Raw genomic sequence first — 19193 nt, forward strand, 5'->3', positions numbered from 1 at the left:
TTGCTCAGAACAAACGCATTGGCGCTTCAATTTCAACAATTCACTGCTAAATATAAGAAATATTTATAAACATTTGTGTAGTAATTGTTAACCATCTGCTTTTGTAGCTTAATAATTCCTTTACTCACTTTACTGTGAAATGCTCCAATCAATTGACACTTTTGTAAAAATTCAGATCAGATGAAACCTTCCACCAAATCTAGCCTTTTTCTGTGCCTCGTCGGGGCGTTTCTTTTACTCGAAAATTCCTGTCAGCGGCAAAGTCGCGCCACTTCCGAAAGCGCTCAGTTTTACCAAATGCTGACCTCCAAACGGATTAAATTGCCCAATGGATGGTCGTTGACCCCCGCTGGTAATAAAAGCCTCTCCTTGAATGATTTACCGCTAAACTTGGTCATTTCTTCGTCGGGAAAATACGCGGCGGTAACCAACAACGGCCAAAAGACGCATAGCATTACGCTCATTGATGCCGCCACGCAGCAGATTTTGGATGATGTTGTCGTGCCCAAAGCGTATTACGGACTCACCTTCAGTGCCGACGAAAAAACGTTGTACGCTTCGGGCGGGAACGACAACAAAATTTTGATTTTTCAACTTCAGAACAACAAACTCAAAACCGACGGCGAAATCGTGTTGGGCAAACCGTGGCCCGAGAAAATCGGCCCCGTTGGGCTTTGCATCGACGAAGCACAACAGAAATTGTTTGTGGTAACCAAAGAAAATAACTCCCTGTACGTATGCGATTTGAAAACGCGTAAAGTCTTGAAAAACATTAGCTTGGGTTTCAAAGGTTACGCGTGTCAGTTGTCGCAAGACAAAAAACAATTGTTTGTCAGTCTGTGGGAAGGAAGCGGGGTTAGGATTTTGAACGCCGAAACATTGCAAACGGTTGTGGATATTCCGACGGCCAAAAACCCCAATGATTTGCTCCAAACTCGCGACGGAAAATTCCTGTACGTGGCCTGTGGCAACGACAACACCGTGATGATGATTGACTTGGCCAAGCAACAAGTGGTTGAAACCCTCAATGCGTCGTTGTATCCCAACGCGCCCGTGGGAAGTACCCCCAACGCCTTGGCGCTCACGCCCGACGAATCTAAGTTGTTGATTGCCAACGCTGACAATAACTGCATTGCCGTGTTTAACGTGGCCGAAAAAGGTAAAAGCCGTTCGTTAGGCTTCGTACCGACGGGCTGGTATCCGACGTCGTTGAAGGTCATCAATAACCAAATTTGGGTGACCAACGGCAAAGGCTATTCGTCGTCGGCCAACCCCAAAGGCCCGAATCCAAATCGTTCCAAATCTCCTCAGTACAAAGGGGCTAATGCGGAGGCTAATCGCGACGAAACGCAGTACATCGGTGGCTTATTTAAAGGAACGTTATCTATTATTGATTTTCCTGACGAAGAAATTTTGGGCGTTTATTCCAAGCTGGTTTACGAAAACACGCCTTACACCAAAAACAAAGAAACATTGGCCGAGGGCGAAGCGGGCAATCCGATTCCGATGAAGGTAGGAGAAGTGTCACCGATTAAGTACGTTTTTTACATCATCAAAGAAAACCGTACCTACGACCAGATTTTGGGGGATATGAAAGAAGGCAACGGCGACGCGGCCCTGTGCTTGTTTCCCGAAAAAGTAACGCCCAACCAACACGCCTTGGCGCGTGAGTTTGTGCTGTTGGATAATTTTTATGTTGATGCCGAAGTGAGCGCCGACGGGCACAATTGGTCATCGGCGGCGTATGCGAATGATTACGTAGAAAAGAACTGGGTGACGAGCTACGGCGGGCGCGGCGGCACCTACGATTATGAAGGCCAAAAAGAAATTGCTTACCCCCGCGACGGTTTTATTTGGGACCACTGCAAACGTGCCAACGTCAGCTACCGCAGTTACGGCTGGTTTGTGGATGACAAGCCCACCATTCCCGTTCTTGAAGGTCATTTTGCCCCTAATTTCAAAGGTTATAATTTGGGTTATATGGACATTGACCGTGAAAAAGCCTGGGAAAAAGATTTTGATGAATTGGTAAAAAATAACGCTGTACCACGCCTCAATACCGTTCGGATGGGCAATGACCACACGTCTGGCGCTCGCGTGGGCTATCCTACGCCCGACGCTGCCGTGGCCGACAATGATTTGGCGGTGGGGCGCTTTGTGGAGCACCTTTCCAAAAGCCCGATTTGGAAAGAATCTGTCGTATTTATTTTGGAGGATGATGCCCAAAACGGCCCCGACCACGTGGACGCGCACCGTTCGATTGCCTTCGTGGCGGGTGGCTACGTCAAGCGTGGTTTTGTGGACCATACCATGTATTCTACTTCTGGGATGTTGCGTACCATAGAATTGATTTTGGGCCTCAAACCCATGAGTCAGTACGATGCCGCGGCGGTGCCGATGTGGCGTTGTTTCCAAAAAACGCCCAATACAGCGCCTTTTCAGGCCAAAGAACCGGGCGTTGATTTGAACGAAAAAAACGTAGCGGCCAACTACAATCATCGCCGCACGCTCCAGTTTGATTTGTCAAAACCCGACGCCATCGATGACCTGATTTTTAGCGAAATCGTGTGGCAAACGGTGAGAGGAGAGAAGTCAAAAATGCCCGCGCCCGTGCGGGGAGCGTTTGTGAAATTAAAAGAAAAAGAGGAAGAAGAAGAGGGGGATGATGATTAAAAATCACGGGGTTTCTCAGCGGCTGTTCAACCGCTTTTCTCAAAAATAGTACGACATTTGCGGCGTTATTATTTTCTCCAACATCACACGTTTAACGCATCAATTATGTTTACCGCTGAGCAGCTCAAAACCTTTACGCAACATATATTTCAAAGCATCGGCTTCTCGGAGGCCGATGCTCAATTGGCCGCTAAAACCCTTATTTCAGCCGATTTGCGCGGGGTAGATTCGCACGGCATTGCCCGCTTGGCGGGCTATGTGCGTCTCTTCGACCACGGTCGCCTGAACCCTAAGCCTAATATCCGCATCGTTCACGAAACCCCAAGTACGGGTGTGGTTGACGGCGATGCAGGTGTTGGGCTGGTGGTGGGACCGAAAACGATGGAAATTGTCATCGAAAAGGCCAAAAATGTGGGTTCGGGCTGGATCTCGGTCCAAAACTCCAATCACTTTGGCATTGCGGGCTATCATGCCATGATGGCCTTAGAGCACGACATGATCGGCATGGCCATGACCAATGCTGCGCCGCTGGTAGCGCCCACGTTTTCGTTGGAAAAAATGCTCGGTACCAATCCCATTGCGGTGGCCGTCCCTGCCCATGAAGAACCCGCGTTTGTGGCCGACTTTGCCAGTACGGCGGCGGCCTACGGCAAATTTGAGATTCTGCAACGCAAGAACCTGCCCGCGCCGTTGGGATGGGCGCAGGATGCCAATGGAGAAATCACGACGGATGCCAATCCTATCAAAAACGGTGGGGCATTGTTGCCGCTTGGCTCAGACCGTGAACACGGCAGTCACAAAGGCTACGGATTGGGCTCCATTGTGGATATTTTTTCGGGCGTACTGTCGGGAGCCAATTACGGCCCGTGGGTGCCTCCGTTTGCCACGGCGGGCTTTATGGCGGCGGCAGAAGGCGTAGGCAGAGGCACCGGGCATTTTTTCGGAGCGATGCGCATTGACGGCTTCCGGCCCGCCGATGAATTTAAAGGACACATGGACAACTGGATTCGTCGTTTTCGCAGTGCGCAGGCCGTGGAAGGTAAGCAGGTATTGGTGCCGGGCGACCCCGAGCGCGAAATCGAAGCCGAGCGCCTGCGCGACGGACTTGATTTGCTCGACCCCGTGGTTCAGTCGTTGGAAGAACTGGGAAAAAGATTTGGGATTACGTTATAAAATTCTAAATTGCTGTATAAACAGCTCGTTGACCATTGCTGACATTAATCATGGTTTCTTTATGAGCAGATGCATAAACTTGCTGTTTGAATTTAATGGCGGCGAATGCCGTCTTTCAACCTGAAAAAACGCAAGTCATGACAAAAAGTACCTACAACGAACTCATTAACGATTCCCTCGTTCACCAGTCAGTTACCGAACGCCTCGAAGATTTTGGCGGCAAAAACCGCATTGAGTTAGACAATGAATTGATCAGTCTGATTCTGGATTTGTACAACGACGATCAGGATTTTCCGTACCAGAAAATTAGAAAGTTTTCAATGGGGGATATTTTGGCGTATTTACAGGCAACACACCGCTACTATCTGACCAAAAAATTACCCGAAATCGAGCAATCGCTTTTGCATATATTCAGCAAATACGGTCAAACGCATGAGTTGTTGGCAGAACTTTGCTTGTTCTTTAACGAATACAAAAACGACCTCGTCGAGCACGTCAAGATGGAAGAACGCGAGTTTTTTCCGTACATTAAAAAGTTGATGAAAGCATCGGCGGGAGAATATACCAAGGCAGAAATTGCGGAGTTATTGAATTCGGCTTCCATCAGCCAATTCACTGAACACCATGATTCTATTGAGGATGAATTGAAAGAAGTAAGTCAAATTATTCACCGTTATTCGCCCGTTGAGCGCCCTCCTATGCCGTACCGGGTGTTTCTGAATCAGGTGGAATTTTTTGAATTAGAGCTTCGCAAACACGCCATCATCGAAGACCACGTATTGGTGCCGATGGCGATGGAGTTGGAAGCACAACTGAGGGCATCGCTTTAATTTTAATAGCCTATCAATTATACCCGTCCGACGGTTAGTTAACAAAATAACAAAACCGTCAGACGGGTATTTTTTATTGCCCTACGAAAGCCAGTTTTTGGGTTTTTCTGTCAATGGCCAAACGCGTGATTTGTTTGATGCCCAAGCTGCTCCAATCGGCAGCTTCCTGCCATTCTTTGTCGTATTGAGGATTCCATTTGTACAGCTTCGCGCCCTGCGCCATCAACAACGTTCCATCCGCCGCCCAGGCACAATCTTCACTGCCAGCGGGTGTTTGAATAAGTGTTTTTGTTTGTAATGTATTCATATCCAATTGCTTCACCTGCCATTCCGTAGCTGATATTTTATGCACAAAACTGACCGCTTTTTGCGAAGGAACGCGCAGCAACGAACGCCCAACGTTGGTTGTAATCGTTTGGCCTTTATCGGTCGAGACCTGCGCCAATTGAAGCATATTGGGCTGCCCCAATACAAACAACACCAACGAATCGGAGCCAAACCAGCAATGATAACCTACGGGCTTGATACTCGGCAAAATCACCTTTGGATTTTTGCCTGTTCCTAATTCAAACTGCCAAAGCCGCTGCGTTTGGTCGGGTTCCACGCGAATCACCGAAAAATGCTTGCCATCGGGCATGACCGTAGCCGAATACTCACTTTCAGGCGTTTGGGTTACGGCACTGTGGTTTTTCTTTGCCAAATCATAGGCCCAAATGTCCGTTTGGCCGTTGGCTTGTCGGGTGTAAAGCAGCTTTTTTCCATCGGGTGTAAAGGAAGGTTGGTTGTCGTAACCCGATCGTTTGGTGATATTTACGGGATTGCTAACCGTAACTTTTCCTGCCGAGACTTTCAAATCGGTTAGATAAATCTCGGTGTTGGGTATGGAGGGTGTAAAGGACTCTAAGACCCTTTTTACGATGCCGTCCAAAGCGCTATTTTCAATCCAACGTACCACCATCACCAGTTCATGGTCGGGGTCTACGTAGACGATGTTGGTGCCGTTGCCTACGTGGTAAAATACGTTTGCGGGCGCGCTTGGCAACGGTTTTTGCCCTGTGTTCAAAAACCAGTTCATGTACCCGTAAGTAGGCTGGGCCGGGGTGGGGGTGGTGGCCTGTTTTACCCATTGTTCAGATAGCAATTGTTTACCGTTCCAGTTGCCTCGGTTCAGGGTCAGCAATCCAAAACGAGCCATGTCGAAAGCATTGATAAACATGCCGCCGCCCCAGTGCCCGCCACCGCTGACCGATTGTACGGGCTGACCGTCTAAGACAATCCAAGCGTTGCGGTAGCCCGTCCAGCGCCATGTATTAGACGCACCGATGGGATCCATGAGGTTTTCTTTTAGTACCTGCGGCAACGGCCTGCGCCACACACTCGTGGCGGCGAGCGCCAGCGCATTGACGCGCACATCGTTGTACTCATATACGCTTCCAGGGGCGTTGCGCGGCCGCGTGAGCCACATAGCTGCGTCTTTGTCGGGGCGGTCGGCCCACTCGGGTTTGCCCCAGAGCGTGCCTTCCCAATCGGAGGTTTGGCGCAGGAGGTGGTCCCACGTGATGCGGCGATTGTGGGGGGTATCAAAAAGCCGTAGTAATTCGGGTTTGCCAAACTCGTCGGCAGGACGTTGAACGGGCTGGCCGTAAAGCTCAATCGGCGGCACGTAGGGGGCTACGGTATCATTGACGCTGCGAATCAGTCCTTTGTCGACCGCTAAACCCACGACGCTCGAAAGAAAACTTTTGGTAACACTGTGTGTAATGTCACAGCGCGACGGGTCGCCCCATTGGGCTATGATGTAGCCTTTGTAGACGATGATACCCGTTTGGTCGCCCCGGTCGGCAAACGGCCCGATGGCAAAACCGTAGGGTTCTTTACCAAAACTCTGATAATGCGATTGCTCCATGCTGCGCGGGTTTTTGGACTCACTCGCTTGGGCAAACGCAATCGCTTCCTGAATTTTGGCGGGATTCAAGCCCATTTCAGCGGGCGTTTTTTTTGTCCATTCGTGAGTGGGTGGGAAATAGGGGGTGGTTTTTTGTTGGGCAAATGTTTTTTTATAACCAAAAACAGACGCCAGAAGAATAACGATAAATGTCGTTGTCAGGGTTCGGAAACGGGAAAGATTCGTCATAAGAAAACAAGGACGGTGGATGGTTTTTAGGGTGTTTTGAAGTCGGTTTGAGCAAAGATAAGCACTCTGGGGTATTTTCTTTCGGTCCTCTAAAATTAGGGCTATTTCATCGTCTACCTATTATGTGTAACTGCGATTTTTATAGAAAGAAATGCTGTTTCTACTTTTGTTTTTACCCAAAATAGCTACATCCAAAAAATAGTTTTGCCTTCTTTCTCTTCTTTAAATAGCCACGGTTGATGACCCGCAATGACGTTTTTAGTTTGTTTTTAAATGGAATATTTTAAATTTGCCTTATTGGGATATTTTTTATTTGATATATATTCCATTCGTCGTTGTATTGTAGTGGCAAAAATGGCTATTCAATTCCTTGTTTTTATCGTATATTAGAATGCAAGTTTATTATTTAAGATGGGATAGTTTGGCAGGAGGGGCTTTGAGTTAAACGTTATGAAACAATTTTGTACAACCATTTTTTATCTTCTTTTATTCGTTCAATCTTATGGACAACAGCTGCTCAAGGATGTGTACAGCACAAACGCGAGTACGTTGGACGTAGCCAATGCAGTCAACATCAGTGGAGCGGTTTATTATACGGCTTCGTCAGAAAAAGGGACGATGCTATACAAAACGGACGGCACACCCAGCGGGACGGTATTGTTAGATATGACGGCCATTGGGGATTATATACAATCGCCCAGCAATCTGACGAATTTTAACGGGTCGCTGATTTTTTTGGCGCACAGACGCGGCAGTGGCTACGGCTTGTTTAAAACCAATGGTTCTATCACCGGAACCTCCGAATTGTTTAACACCGCCTCAGGAAATGCTTACATGAAAGTACTAGGGATTTTGAGTAATGTATTGTATTTCAGTTTTTTGCAAGATAGTACTGGGGTTGAATTATGGCGTACAAACGGCACGGCGGCGGGTACCTACATGGTTAAAAATATCAATCCGGGTAGTGCAAATAGTAATCCAAAGTCGTTTGAAGTGATTGGAACGAAGGCGTATTTTCAGGCCAATAACGGGATAAACGGGCCGGAATTGTGGCGAACAGACGGCACGTCGGCGGGAACCGTGATGGTAAAAGATATCAATACGGGGGTTTTGGGTAGTTATCCAGCTCATTTTGCGGTTGTAGATACCACCTTGTTTTTTCAGGCAAACAATGGCGTAAATGGTTGCGAATTGTGGAAATCCAACGGAGCAGGGACGGTTTTGGTGAAAGATATTCATGCGGGAACGATTGGAAGTACGCCGAGTGATTTGCAAGTGCTTAATAATCAGGTGTATTTTACGGCTTATGATAGCGTTTCAACCCGATTGTGGAAATCCAACGGTACGGCCTTGGGCACGGAGGTAGTGAAAGACTCTTTACGACACGTGACAAACCCCGTGGTGTTTAACAATCAATTATTCTTCGTCGCTTCTGAAGGTTTAAAAGGGTTTGAGTTGTGGAAATCTGACGGGACCACCGCTGGAACCACCTTGCTAAAAGACATCAATCCGAGCTCTGGGGCTTATAATGATGGGACTTTTGGTTCAAACCCAGGCTTTACCGTGGCAGGAACCAACCTTTTCTTTTTTGCCAATGACAGTATCAATGGTCGAGAATTATGGAAAACCAACGGCACCACGCTGGGTACGGCCTTGGTAAAAAACATCGCTGATTCTACCGTCAGTTCTTACTTTGAAACCAATACTGCGTTTGCCTTTGGCAATAAAATAGCGTTTATGACAGCGTCTTCTCCCAACGATTTCTATGAAATGTGGGTGTCGGATGGCACGAGTGAGGGAACAGTTTTGGTCAAAAGCCTGAATCTAAGTTTAGGTCTTGAACAGGCTCGTGTGGTGCCGATGGCACTGGGGACGGGTGTTTTGTTTACGGCTTATAGCCCTGTTTCAGGCTTTGAACTGTACCGCACCGACGGAACGCAGGCCAATACCACCTTGGTCAAGGACATGAATACCGAAATGGCCAATTCTGCCACGAATCCTTTTGGCCGAGTGGTACATTTTAACAACGCAACGTTTTTTACAGCCAACGACGGCAAATCGGGCACAGAGCTATGGCGGGCCGATAGCACCGCCGCTAGTGCGTTATTGTACGGTGACTTTACCAAAAATGCATCGGAAAGTCAGGGGCATTCGGTCGGGACAACGGGTTTTTCTACCTACTTTAATAATTTTACAGTTTTTCAAAATGAACTTTATTGGATGGTCAACGGTCGATATTTATGGAAAACCAACGGTGAGGCCGCTCCTACGAAGGTTTTTGATACTTTTTCACCCACGACCCAAAAAGTGCTGTTTGCCACTCTTAACAATGAACTTTATTTTTTGTCCAACGGACTTTATAAAAGCAGTCAAAGCGGTTTTCAGAAAATAACCGATAAAATAACTGGCGCGCCTGCCCGAAGTTATTCGGAGCCAGATTCTTCCGTAAAAATGATTACTTACAAAGGGTTTTTGTATTTCGCGGGCCAAGGCTCCGACAGCGCGGGTGTTGAATTGTGGCGTACCGATGGTACTGATTCGGCCACTACGCTGGTCAAAGATATTAATACTGGGATGGCGAGCTCAATGCCTTATGGCTTTGTAGTGTATAATGATACCCTGTATTTTATTGCTAACACCGACAGTTTAGGCTATGAACTTTGGCGGTCGGATGGTACGGCCATGGGCACAAAACTTGTTAAAGATATTTATGCTGGACCTAACAGCGGTTTTGGACGAAACCCCTATTTTGAGGAGTCCTACGGGGCGTTGATTATCTACGACGACAAACTCTTTTTTAGGGCTTCTGATGCAACAAACGGTACCGAACTGTGGCGGTCGGATGGTACGGCAGCGGGTACAGGGTTGGTCAAAGATATTACTTCAGGAACGGCTAGTTCTACTCCTTTTTCGTTGGTGACTTTTAAAAATGAGCTTTATTTCCTAGCCAACCAACAACTCTGGAAATCGAATGGTACCGCTCAGGGGACCCAACGGCTGAAAAGTACGTTGCTTTCAGACTATCGAATGACGAAAGGAGACAGTTCATTGTATTTGAATGCTTATGAATCTTCTCCCGCTTCTGGCCTCCAACATAAAAGCTACGAATTGTACCGTTCGGACGGTACCATCTCAGGCACGGTACGATTGACGGACATCGACGCGGGAATCCGTAACTCTTCGCCACAATTGGTTTCTGCCCATAACGGACGGGTTTATTTTTCTGCCTACCGGGCCGATGTTGGACGGGAGTTGTGGAGGATGCGCCCCGAATGTCCACAGGATTATTTTTTTAGCAATCCCGGTGAAACAACTGCTTCGGGAGCTATCCATCATTTTAAGGTGAAGAACAGAATTGAGGCATCAAATCTGCTGCAAACCAACACCGATGTCGTCTATCAGGCGGGTAAGTTTTTGGAATTTAAACCTGGCTTTGAAATCAAAGCGGGGGCGGTATTCAAAGCTCAGATTGAGGGATGTGGAACCGATTAAACGCTTCTTTTTTTGTAAATGAAACTACCTAAGAAGCAGATAAGTATGTGGTCAAAAATAATTTATTCTATTCCAAACCCACCCCGTCGCTACGCGACACCCCTCCCAAGAGGGGATTTACACTCTAATCCCCTCTTGGGAGGGGTGCCCCCAACGGGGCGGGGTGGGTCTAGTGGAAATATAAAATAATAAAAACTATTTACGATTCAGTACTTACCCATAAATAATGCATTGCAAATAAATAGATAAAAGCCCCGCCGAAGTTGGTTTTGGCGGGGCTTTTTGTGGGTAAGGCTCAATCTTTTTAGCACGGAGATTTGACTTATGCCTACCTTTTTTCAACCTTTGACTATCAATAACCATCAACACCGGCATTATCGCTGATTTACATGAAAAAGCCTCTGTTTCTATTTCTCTTTTCCTTTTTTTGCCTTGCAACTTCCTCTTTTGCTCAAACTACACCGCCTTTTTTGCAAAACCCCAATCAACGCTGGGTAGATTCGGTCTTTAACAGCCTGACGCCCGACGAGCGCATTGCGCAGCTTATTATGGTGGCGGCCCACGGGTATCCGATGAACCCCAAACGAGTCATCATTGATACGACTTTCTCCAACCCGCGCGTGGTGGCGCAGTACATCCGTGACTACAAAGTGGGAGGCGTGATTTTCTTTCAGGGTGGCCCCGTGCAACAGGCGCAACTGACCAATTATTATCAGTCCATTTCCAAAGTGCCGCTTTTGGTAGCGATGGACTCCGAATGGGGCTTGGCCATGCGCCTAGACAGTGCGGTGCGCTTCCCGTACCAGATGACGATGGGGGCGATTCAGGGCAACGACGATTTGATTTATAGAATGGGCAAAGCGCTGGCGGCGCAAAAGAAACGCTTGGGCGTTCACATCAATTTTGCCCCTTCGGTCGACGTCAACAACAACGCCAATAACCCTGTCATTAACTTTCGGTCCTTTGGAGAGAACCCCCAAAAAGTATTCGAAAAATCGTACGCGTACATGAAAGGAATGCAGGACGGGGGGATTTTGAGTTCGCTGAAACACTTCCCCGGCCACGGCGATACGGGCGTGGATTCGCATTATGATTTGCCCGTTATTCCGCACAATCGCGCCCGGTTAGACTCCGTAGAATTGTACCCTTTTCGTAAACTCATCGAGAAAGGTGCCGACGGCATCATGATGGCGCATTTGGCGATTCCAGTATTGGATACCGCCAAAAATGTGCCTTCTACGCTTTCAAAACCCATCGTGACGGGCTTGCTGAAAGACCAACTGCACTTCAACGGCCTCATTTATTCTGATGCGATGAATATGAAAGGCTTAACCAAATATTTTCCTAACGGAACAGGCGACGCCAAAGGATTGGAAGCAGGCATGGATGTGTTGGAATTTAGCCCCAATGTACCCGCTGCCATTGCCGAAATCAAAAAATCCATTGCCGAAGGACGCATCAGTCAGGCCGAAATAGACGCGCGGGTCAAGAAAGTATTGGCCGCCAAAGCCTGGGTTGGATTGGCTCAATTCAAACCCATTGAAACCAAAAATCTGATTGCCGATATTAACGACAAAGAATCTGAATTGCTCAATCGTTTGCTCACCGAAAATGCGCTGACGGTCCTGAAAAATGAAGGCTACATTTTGCCTATTAAACATTTAGATAAAATAACGATTGCTTCCGTTTCTCTAACGGACGCGCCAGCGGCCACGGCGGCCACCAAAGACGGTGTAGTGGCCTTGGGTACGCGTAATGAAACAGCCTCAACGGGCGACCTGACTACATTCCAAAAAACACTTTCTTTATATACCAACGTAGACCATTTTATCATTCATCCTCAAACCCCCGACAGTGTGCAATCGCGTATTCGGTCGGCGCTGAAAAGCTACGATGTGGTGCTGGTAGGAGCGCACCTCAACAATATTCGTCCGGGAACAAATTATGGGATTACGCCCACCACGGCCACGTGGGTAAAAGAGTTGGCCAACAACGGTAATTCAATCATAACGGTTTTTGGAAATGTGTATTCGCTCAATAAATTGGAGGGTATTTCAAATGCCAAAGCCTTAGTGATGGCTTACCAATTGACGCCATTTACCGAAGAATTGTCGGCGCAGTTGTTGTTCGGAGCCATTCCTGCCAAAGGCAAACTCCCCGTGACGGTCAATGCGCAGTTTGGCTACGGCGTGGGCTTGGACATTCCTGCCATTGGTCGCCTCAAATACACCATTCCCGAAGAAGTGGGGTTAAATAGCCAGTGGCTTTCGTTCAAGATTGACTCATTGGCCAACAACGCCATTGCCCAAAAAGCAACGCCGAGTATCGTGGTTCAGCTGGCCAAAGACGGAAAGGTATTTTATCGTAAAGCCTACGGCACGCATGTGTATCCAACTCCGTTGAAGATGGTAAATGTGCCGCCGCGCCCCGTTCAGTTGACGGATTTGTACGATTTTGCGTCGGTGACCAAGATTGCCGGCTCGACCATGGCCTTGGCACGATTGCACAGCGAAGGCAAATTCAATCTGGACGGAACGATGAAGGATTATTTGCCCAGTTATGACAAATCAAACAAAGCCGATTTGGTTTGGCGACAGGTGCTGACGCATCAGGCGCGCCTGAAAGCGTGGATTCCGTTTTGGCGTGATACCAAAAATGCCGACGGTACTTGGAAGAAAAAGACCTTTAGCTGGGGCAAAACCGCCCATGGGCCTTACACGGTGCAGGTAACGGATAGCCTTTGGTTGCACAAAAAATACCAAAAGAAAATTTTTGATGCCATTCGTGAATCACCGCTTAACGAGCGGTCCGCCGTTGCGGAAAAGGAATACGTTTATTCTGACTTGTCTTTTATCTTGTATCCACAGGTGGTGCAAAACATCACGGGGGTGCCGTTTGAAGATTATTTAAAAACCAACGTGTATCGTAAAATAGGTGCTAACTCGCTGACCTTCAATCCGAGACGCTTTTATGATTTGAGCAAAATTGTGCCCAGTGAGCGGGATACTTTCTACCGCGAAACGCTCATCCACGGGCGCGTACACGACGAAGGTGCCAGCATGTTGGGTGGACTCAGCGGTCACGCGGGGCTTTTTGGTAATGCCAATGACCTCATGAAAGTAACGCAACTGTACCTCCAAAAAGGCAGCTACGGCGGTGAGTCGTTTATTTCCGAAAACACCATGAATGAGTTTACAAGTTATCAATTCCCCGAGTCGCGTCGCGGTATCGGCTTTGATAAACCCTGCCGGGGAAGAGATTGTGGCAACGCCCCCAAAAGCGCCACGTCGATGAGCTACGGCCATACGGGTTATACGGGTATTATGATTTGGAACGACCCCGCCTATAACCTCAACTACGTCTTTTTGTCTAACCGCGTGTACCCCACACGCGACAATAACAAAATTTCCACCCTCAACGTCCGCACGGCCATCATGCAGGTGGTGTATGAGGGGTTGGGGCTTAAATAAGGTTTCTATATGCAGACTTTCCAAGACTTTGAGTCTTGGAAAGTCTAATGGCATGGCCTGTCAAAATCTCCACCCGCAACGTCCGCACGGTCGCAGGTGGTGTATGAAGGGTTGGTAGTGAAGTAAAACAAAGACACCAGACAAATTGAAACCCACAAAACGCGTGAAAAACCCTTGGATGTATCTATTGTTGTTTTGCTTTTTTCTGGTGGAAGTAAAACTAGACGCACAAACCACACAGACCATTGCCAATTCCCCAAATCCATCAACCGCTGATAGCCTTTTCAAACTTGCTGAAAAATATGACAGTGTTGGTGACTCAAAACGAGCCCTGCCATTGTTTGAAAGCAGCTTACCTATTTACCAAAAACTGGGAAAGCAACGGGAAGTTGGTCATTGTTTTAACTATATCGGGGCAAATTATTACCGCCAAGGCAACCTTTCTAAAGCCCTTTCTTATTTTGAAAAAGGTGTAGCTGCTTATAAAAAGGCGGGATATAAAAAAGGGGTGGCTGCTTTATTAAACAACGTAGGTGTGATTTATTATAGCATGGGCAATTATCCACAGGCGGTAGAGCTGTATAAACAGACCATTTTTATGCAAGAAAAAATTGGGAATAAAAATACGACTGCTACCATTACAGGAAACATTGGAGGTATTTACTCAAAAATAAAAGATTACCCCAACGCCCTGAAATACTTTAACAAAGCAGATGCCCTTTTCAAAGAGTTAAACGACAAACGAGGAGTTGCCAAAATACTGATGGAGGTGGGTTATATCTCTATGGAGCAGGGCAATTTTGACAAAGCCTTGAAAGAGTTTGATGAATCACTGACCATTGCTCAAAAAGCGAAAGAAAAAGAGGTAGAAATAGAAGTCCTGTCAAATTTGGGAGAGTTGTTTTACCGAAAATCAGATTTTCAAAAAGCGTTGTACTACTACAACAACTGTCTAAAAAAAGCCGAAGAAATTGGTAAATTACAGTATAGAAGTAGCTGTAGCATTGCCATTGGCAATATATTCTATCAACTAAAAAAATACAAAGAAGCCGTTGGAAAATGCAGCGCGGGGCTAACAATAGCCGAAAAGATGGGTGCGATTTCTATCAAAAAAGATGCCTGCGAATGTCTTTATCATTCTTATAAATCTTTGAATAACAACTCGTTGGCGTTGCTGTATTATGAAAAAGTAAATGCTTTTGAAGATAGTTTGAACACAAAAGAAGCCTCCAGCCGAATGATGAACATGGAGTTTCAAAAGCAACAGTTGGTGGACAGCATCGCCTTCGTCAAAAAACAAAGCGCAGCCCAACTAAAACACCAAGCCGAAATACAGGCCAAAGAAAAGCAGCGAAATGTCATCATCGCTTCGTTGGGAATGGTGCTGCTGATAGCAGGTGGCTTGTGGTATCGACTGAATTTTGTGAGAAAGGCTAAAGAAACCCTCAAAATCGAAAAAGATCGTTCAGACGCCTTACTTTTAAATATCCTGCCCCAAGAAATCGCCGAAGAACTCAAACTAACGGGCAGCGTCAAAGCCAAAGATTTTGGAATGGTCTCCATTCTATTTACCGATTTTCAATCCTTCACCCAAACCGCCCAAACCATGTCACCGCAGCGATTGGTCGAAGAAATTAATGTCTGCTTCGAGGCGTTTGACAGGATTTCAGAAAAATACCAAATCGAAAAAATCAAGACCATCGGCGATGCCTACATGGCCGCAGGAGGCATGGCCAATGCCGACGAAAACTTCCCCAAAAATGTGGTATTGGCAGCGCTGGAAATGCAGGCGTTTATCGCCCAAAGGGCCATCGAAAACCAAAAAGCCCCAAAACCTCACTTTGAAATGCGGTTGGGTATCCACGCTGGCCCCATCGTGGCGGGGGTTGTGGGCGTAAAAAAGTTTCAGTACGACATCTGGGGCGATACCGTCAATACCGCCAGCCGTATGGAAAGCAACGGAAGCGTTGGCAAAGTAAACATCAGCGAGGCATTCTACGAATTGATAAAAGACGACCCACTTTTCTCCTTTGAATACCGAGGAAACATCAGCGCAAAAGGAAAAGGTGAAATCAAGATGTACTTTGTGGAGAAGAACGCTTCAATGCAAATGTAGGAACTATCTAACGTTGCTTTTGGGGCTTAAATGGATGATTTTAAGCCCTGAAAGCAACGTTATAAAACCAAATCAACTTTCGGTAAAACTCCGTACCTCTTGCCTTAAAAAAGCGAATACAAGTCGGAGTATGTGATTGAATTTGAGAAATAGAATCAAACGACTTCATATTTACAAAAATAGGTGCGTAATAAAGGTATATTTTGCTAAATTAAAATTCTGAACCGGTTCGTTATGGAAAACAAAAAAGAGAAAGAAATCTATCTCTGGTCAAAAACCAAGAAAATTTATTTAGAGACAGATGGAACGCAAACAAAGCTTTTCATTGATGAACAAGAATATCAAGAGTTTGAAGAGAATAAAACTCCTAAAGTTTTGTCAAAAGAAAAATTAGAAAATACTGGCAAAGAGCAAGCAAGAAGTTACTACCAAAATGCTCTGAAAAACTATGTTTTCTCCAATTTAGTCATTCTATCAGGAGCAGGTTCGTCTGTAAAGATAGGTAGCAGTAATGATGGCAATGGTGGTTTGACAATGGGAAAACTTTGGGAAGAATTAAATCAAGGTGATAAATTGCTCAATTTCAATGACTTCACCACTCAAAGTGGTTATGACACAAGAGACTCTAAAGGAGAGCTTATTCGGGATTTAGAAAAGCTGCTTGATGCTGCAAATCGAAACCAAGTTGTCCATCCAGAGTTGTCTGCACAAATCACAATAATCAAAAAGTTTCTCATTAAGAAGTGTACGCTTGAACTTGGAGAAAGTAAAACCCATGAGACTTTCCTTCGTAAAATCACAAAGAGAAAAATGAAGGATAGTAGGGTAAAGTTGTTTACCTTAAATTATGACTCCCTTTGGGAACAGGCTGCAAATAAAGATCGATTTACTATAATTGACGGATTCAATTATGCAAGCCCTCGGTATTTTGATGGTCAGATGTTTGATTATGATATAGTTATCAGAGAAGGTAATCGTATCAAAGAAGAAAACAGTTTCGTGCCAAAACTCTTCCATTTATACAAAGTACATGGCTCATTAAATTGGTATCGCCAAAACGGGGAAATTGTCCAGAAAGACTTTGATTTAACGGATAATGGAAAAAATGTTGGAGATATAGACGCTGATAGACTTATTGTTTTTCCAAGTGATAATAAATATGAGCAATCATACGAACAGCCTTACTTTGAGATGATGTCGCGTTTTCAACGAGCACTCCGTTTAGAAAATACCCTATTGATTACGATAGGATTTAGCTTCCTTGATAAGCATATTAGCTCAGTTATTGAGGAATCTTTAAAACAAAACAGTAGTTTAAATTTGGTTGTTGTTGACCCTTCTATTTCTATAGAGAAACACAATTGGGAAAGAATTTTTAGATATACCAAAGCAGATAATCGGACTTTATTGGTAGGTGAAACATTTCAAGAGTTTGCTCAAGAGTATCCTGATAATAACTCTTTTGAGCAAGAAGATTTAGGCGCAAACTTTGCCAGAATTGTTAAACAAGCGCTAAATCATTAGAAATATGGAAAAGGTTAGTTTATTTCAAGATAGCCATTTTGTAGGATATGTGAGCCATGTGTCTCCGACTTACACAAGAATTCATTTTCCTGCGTCAAACTTACTCACTAAGTTTTATTACAATGGTGTAACTCTACAAGCAGGGTTAGTAGGAAGTTATTTACTTATTGAAGGAGAAAACTATGGCTTTCTCGCCCAAGTTATTGAAATTGTACTGCCTGAAAAAGAACGACTTGGATTGACACAAGCATCTTTTGAAAGTGAGCATTTTCATCCAATAGCGCGAGTTGAAATCTTACTTGGATTTGATTATTACGAGCCATTCAAAGCACAAAAAGGATTGAATCAATTACCCCCTGTGGGTTCAAAAGCCTATGTATGCCAAACTTCTATTTTAGATCGATTTTTACAAGAATTTGGCAAAGACAATTCTAAGAACCCTACAGAGCCTTCTTTTGAAATTGCTCAACTACCCAATGATAGTAATTCTTCGGTTAAAATCTCGCCTCAGGCGTTGTTTAGCCGACATTGCGCCATTGTAGGTACTACGGGGGGCGGGAAAAGCTATACTGTTGCCAAGCTGCTTGAAGAAATTAATAGAAACGGTGGCAAAGCCATTGTCATTGATGCCACAGGTGAATACGCTCCATTGGCTAATTTACCAAGTGCAACATATCTTAAGTTTAATAGTGACGATGTAGATGATGTGTATTTTCACTATTCAGGGCTTCGTGAGACGGATTTATATGCACTTTTTAGGCCATCAGGGCAAGTTCAATTACCTAAGCTACAGGAAGCTTGCAAATCTCAAAGGCTTCTACACTATTCTATTAAAATTGAGAAAGACCCACTTCCATCTATCTTGGTTCACGAAAAGAAAGTAATAATCAAGAAGGGTTTCAAGATAAATGAGTATTTAAAAATAGAAAGTAAATACTCAGAATATACAGAATCATTACACTGCAACTTCAATATAAGGAACTTAGCGAATCAAATACTTCACGAATGTATTTTTTCGTCTGATAAAGACAATGATACCATTTTTGGAGGGAAAAATAACACTGAGTTTGGTTACTGTACCTCCTTAATCTCCAGAATAAATTTTACACTCAAAAATCAATCGTTTGTTAAAGCATTTGGCATAGATAAAGATGAGCCTTGTGGCAATGATTTTACAAAAAAAATTGAAGAATTTATAAAAAGTAGCTCTAAAATTCTCATTCTATCCGTCGAAAATGTCACTACTGATAATGACCTAAAATCTATTTTAGTCAATGCGATAGGAAGACTTCTTTACGAAAAAGCGCTCTCAAAGGATAAACCCTTCAAAGAAAAACCACTTTTACTTTTTGTAGATGAAGCACATCAGTTTTTAAATAAAAAAGTAAAAGATGAATACTCAATCGAAACTGAGCTAAACGCATTTGAAAAAATAGCTAAAGAGTGTCGTAAACAGGGGTTGTTTTTGGTCTTGGCAACTCAAATGCCACGTGATATTCCAGTTGGTGTTTTAAGCCAATTTGGTACTTTTATTGTGCATCGCCTTATCAATCAACGTGATAGAGAAACCATAGAATATGCTTGTTCGGAGGCAACTAAAAATGCCCTCAGTTTCTTGCCTATTTTAGCTCCCGGGGAGGCTATTTTGGCTGGAGTTGATTTTCCTATGCCCGTTATGTTAAAAATTAAAACACCTAAAATTACGCCAAACTCCGACACTCCTATATTATTCAAATCTCCCCAAAGTGTGCAATGAAAAGAAAGTTGTATACTCCCATTGG

General features: G+C 45.0%; 9 protein-coding genes. 8 read left to right on the forward strand and 1 reads right to left on the reverse strand.

The window, feature by feature from the left end; translation table 11 throughout:
• Positions 1–180 precede the first annotated feature (180 nt).
• The 3 genes from DVG78_RS12150 (at position 181) to DVG78_RS12160 (ending at position 4676) form a co-directional block, all read left to right on the forward strand.
• Positions 181–2673, forward strand: a complete 2493-nt coding sequence (locus DVG78_RS12150; protein WP_114461343.1) for an alkaline phosphatase family protein — start codon at positions 181–183, stop codon at positions 2671–2673.
• 105 nt (positions 2674–2778) lie between these two features.
• A complete protein-coding gene (locus tag DVG78_RS12155; RefSeq protein ID WP_114461344.1) occupies positions 2779–3846 on the forward strand; it encodes an Ldh family oxidoreductase in 1068 nt (355 codons plus the stop codon).
• 137 nt (positions 3847–3983) lie between these two features.
• Positions 3984–4676: a hemerythrin gene (locus tag DVG78_RS12160; protein ID WP_114461426.1), complete on the forward strand. Its 693-nt coding sequence runs from the start codon at positions 3984–3986 to the stop codon at positions 4674–4676.
• A 73-nt stretch (positions 4677–4749) separates the two neighbouring features.
• Here the strand turns inward: DVG78_RS12160 and DVG78_RS30555 are convergent, their stop codons facing one another.
• Positions 4750–6810 (reverse strand): serine hydrolase, encoded by a 2061-nt coding sequence (locus DVG78_RS30555; RefSeq protein WP_114461345.1) that lies wholly within the window; start codon positions 6808–6810, stop codon positions 4750–4752.
• Positions 6811–7260: 450 nt separating this feature from the next.
• On the opposite strand from DVG78_RS30555, the gene DVG78_RS12170 reads away from it, so the two are divergent.
• The 5 genes from DVG78_RS12170 (at position 7261) to DVG78_RS12190 (ending at position 19168) form a co-directional block, all read left to right on the forward strand.
• Entirely contained in the window at positions 7261–10302 is a 3042-nt protein-coding gene (locus tag DVG78_RS12170; protein ID WP_114461346.1) for an ELWxxDGT repeat protein, read from the forward strand.
• 389 nt (positions 10303–10691) lie between these two features.
• Positions 10692–13772 (forward strand): serine hydrolase domain-containing protein, encoded by a 3081-nt coding sequence (locus tag DVG78_RS12175; RefSeq protein WP_114461347.1) that lies wholly within the window; start codon positions 10692–10694, stop codon positions 13770–13772.
• Between the two features lie 163 nt (positions 13773–13935).
• A complete protein-coding gene (locus tag DVG78_RS12180; protein ID WP_147277065.1) occupies positions 13936–15888 on the forward strand; it encodes an adenylate/guanylate cyclase domain-containing protein in 1953 nt (650 codons plus the stop codon).
• 234 nt (positions 15889–16122) lie between these two features.
• Positions 16123–17412: an SIR2 family protein gene (locus DVG78_RS12185; protein WP_114461349.1), complete on the forward strand. Its 1290-nt coding sequence runs from the start codon at positions 16123–16125 to the stop codon at positions 17410–17412.
• A gap of 4 nt (positions 17413–17416) precedes the next feature.
• On the forward strand, positions 17417–19168 hold the full coding sequence (locus tag DVG78_RS12190; RefSeq protein ID WP_114461350.1) for an ATP-binding protein: 1752 nt from the start codon (positions 17417–17419) through the stop codon (positions 19166–19168).
• Positions 19169–19193 lie beyond the last annotated feature (25 nt).

The organism is Runella aurantiaca, from assembly GCF_003339505.1.
GTDB lineage: Bacteria > Bacteroidota > Bacteroidia > Cytophagales > Spirosomataceae > Runella > Runella aurantiaca.

Bases quoted from the DNA above. Each gene is read 5' to 3' on its own strand.
- DVG78_RS12150 (WP_114461343.1), top strand. From the start codon at position 181: ATGAAACCTTCCACCAAATCTAGCCTTTTTCTGTGCCTCGTCGGGGCG.
- DVG78_RS12155 (WP_114461344.1), top strand. From the start codon at position 2,779: ATGTTTACCGCTGAGCAGCTCAAAACCTTTACGCAACATATATTTCAA.
- DVG78_RS12160 (WP_114461426.1), top strand. From the start codon at position 3,984: ATGACAAAAAGTACCTACAACGAACTCATTAACGATTCCCTCGTTCAC.
- DVG78_RS30555 (WP_114461345.1), bottom strand. From the start codon at position 6,810: ATGACGAATCTTTCCCGTTTCCGAACCCTGACAACGACATTTATCGTT.
- DVG78_RS12170 (WP_114461346.1), top strand. From the start codon at position 7,261: ATGAAACAATTTTGTACAACCATTTTTTATCTTCTTTTATTCGTTCAA.
- DVG78_RS12175 (WP_114461347.1), top strand. From the start codon at position 10,692: ATGAAAAAGCCTCTGTTTCTATTTCTCTTTTCCTTTTTTTGCCTTGCA.
- DVG78_RS12185 (WP_114461349.1), top strand. From the start codon at position 16,123: ATGGAAAACAAAAAAGAGAAAGAAATCTATCTCTGGTCAAAAACCAAG.
- DVG78_RS12190 (WP_114461350.1), top strand. From the start codon at position 17,417: ATGGAAAAGGTTAGTTTATTTCAAGATAGCCATTTTGTAGGATATGTG.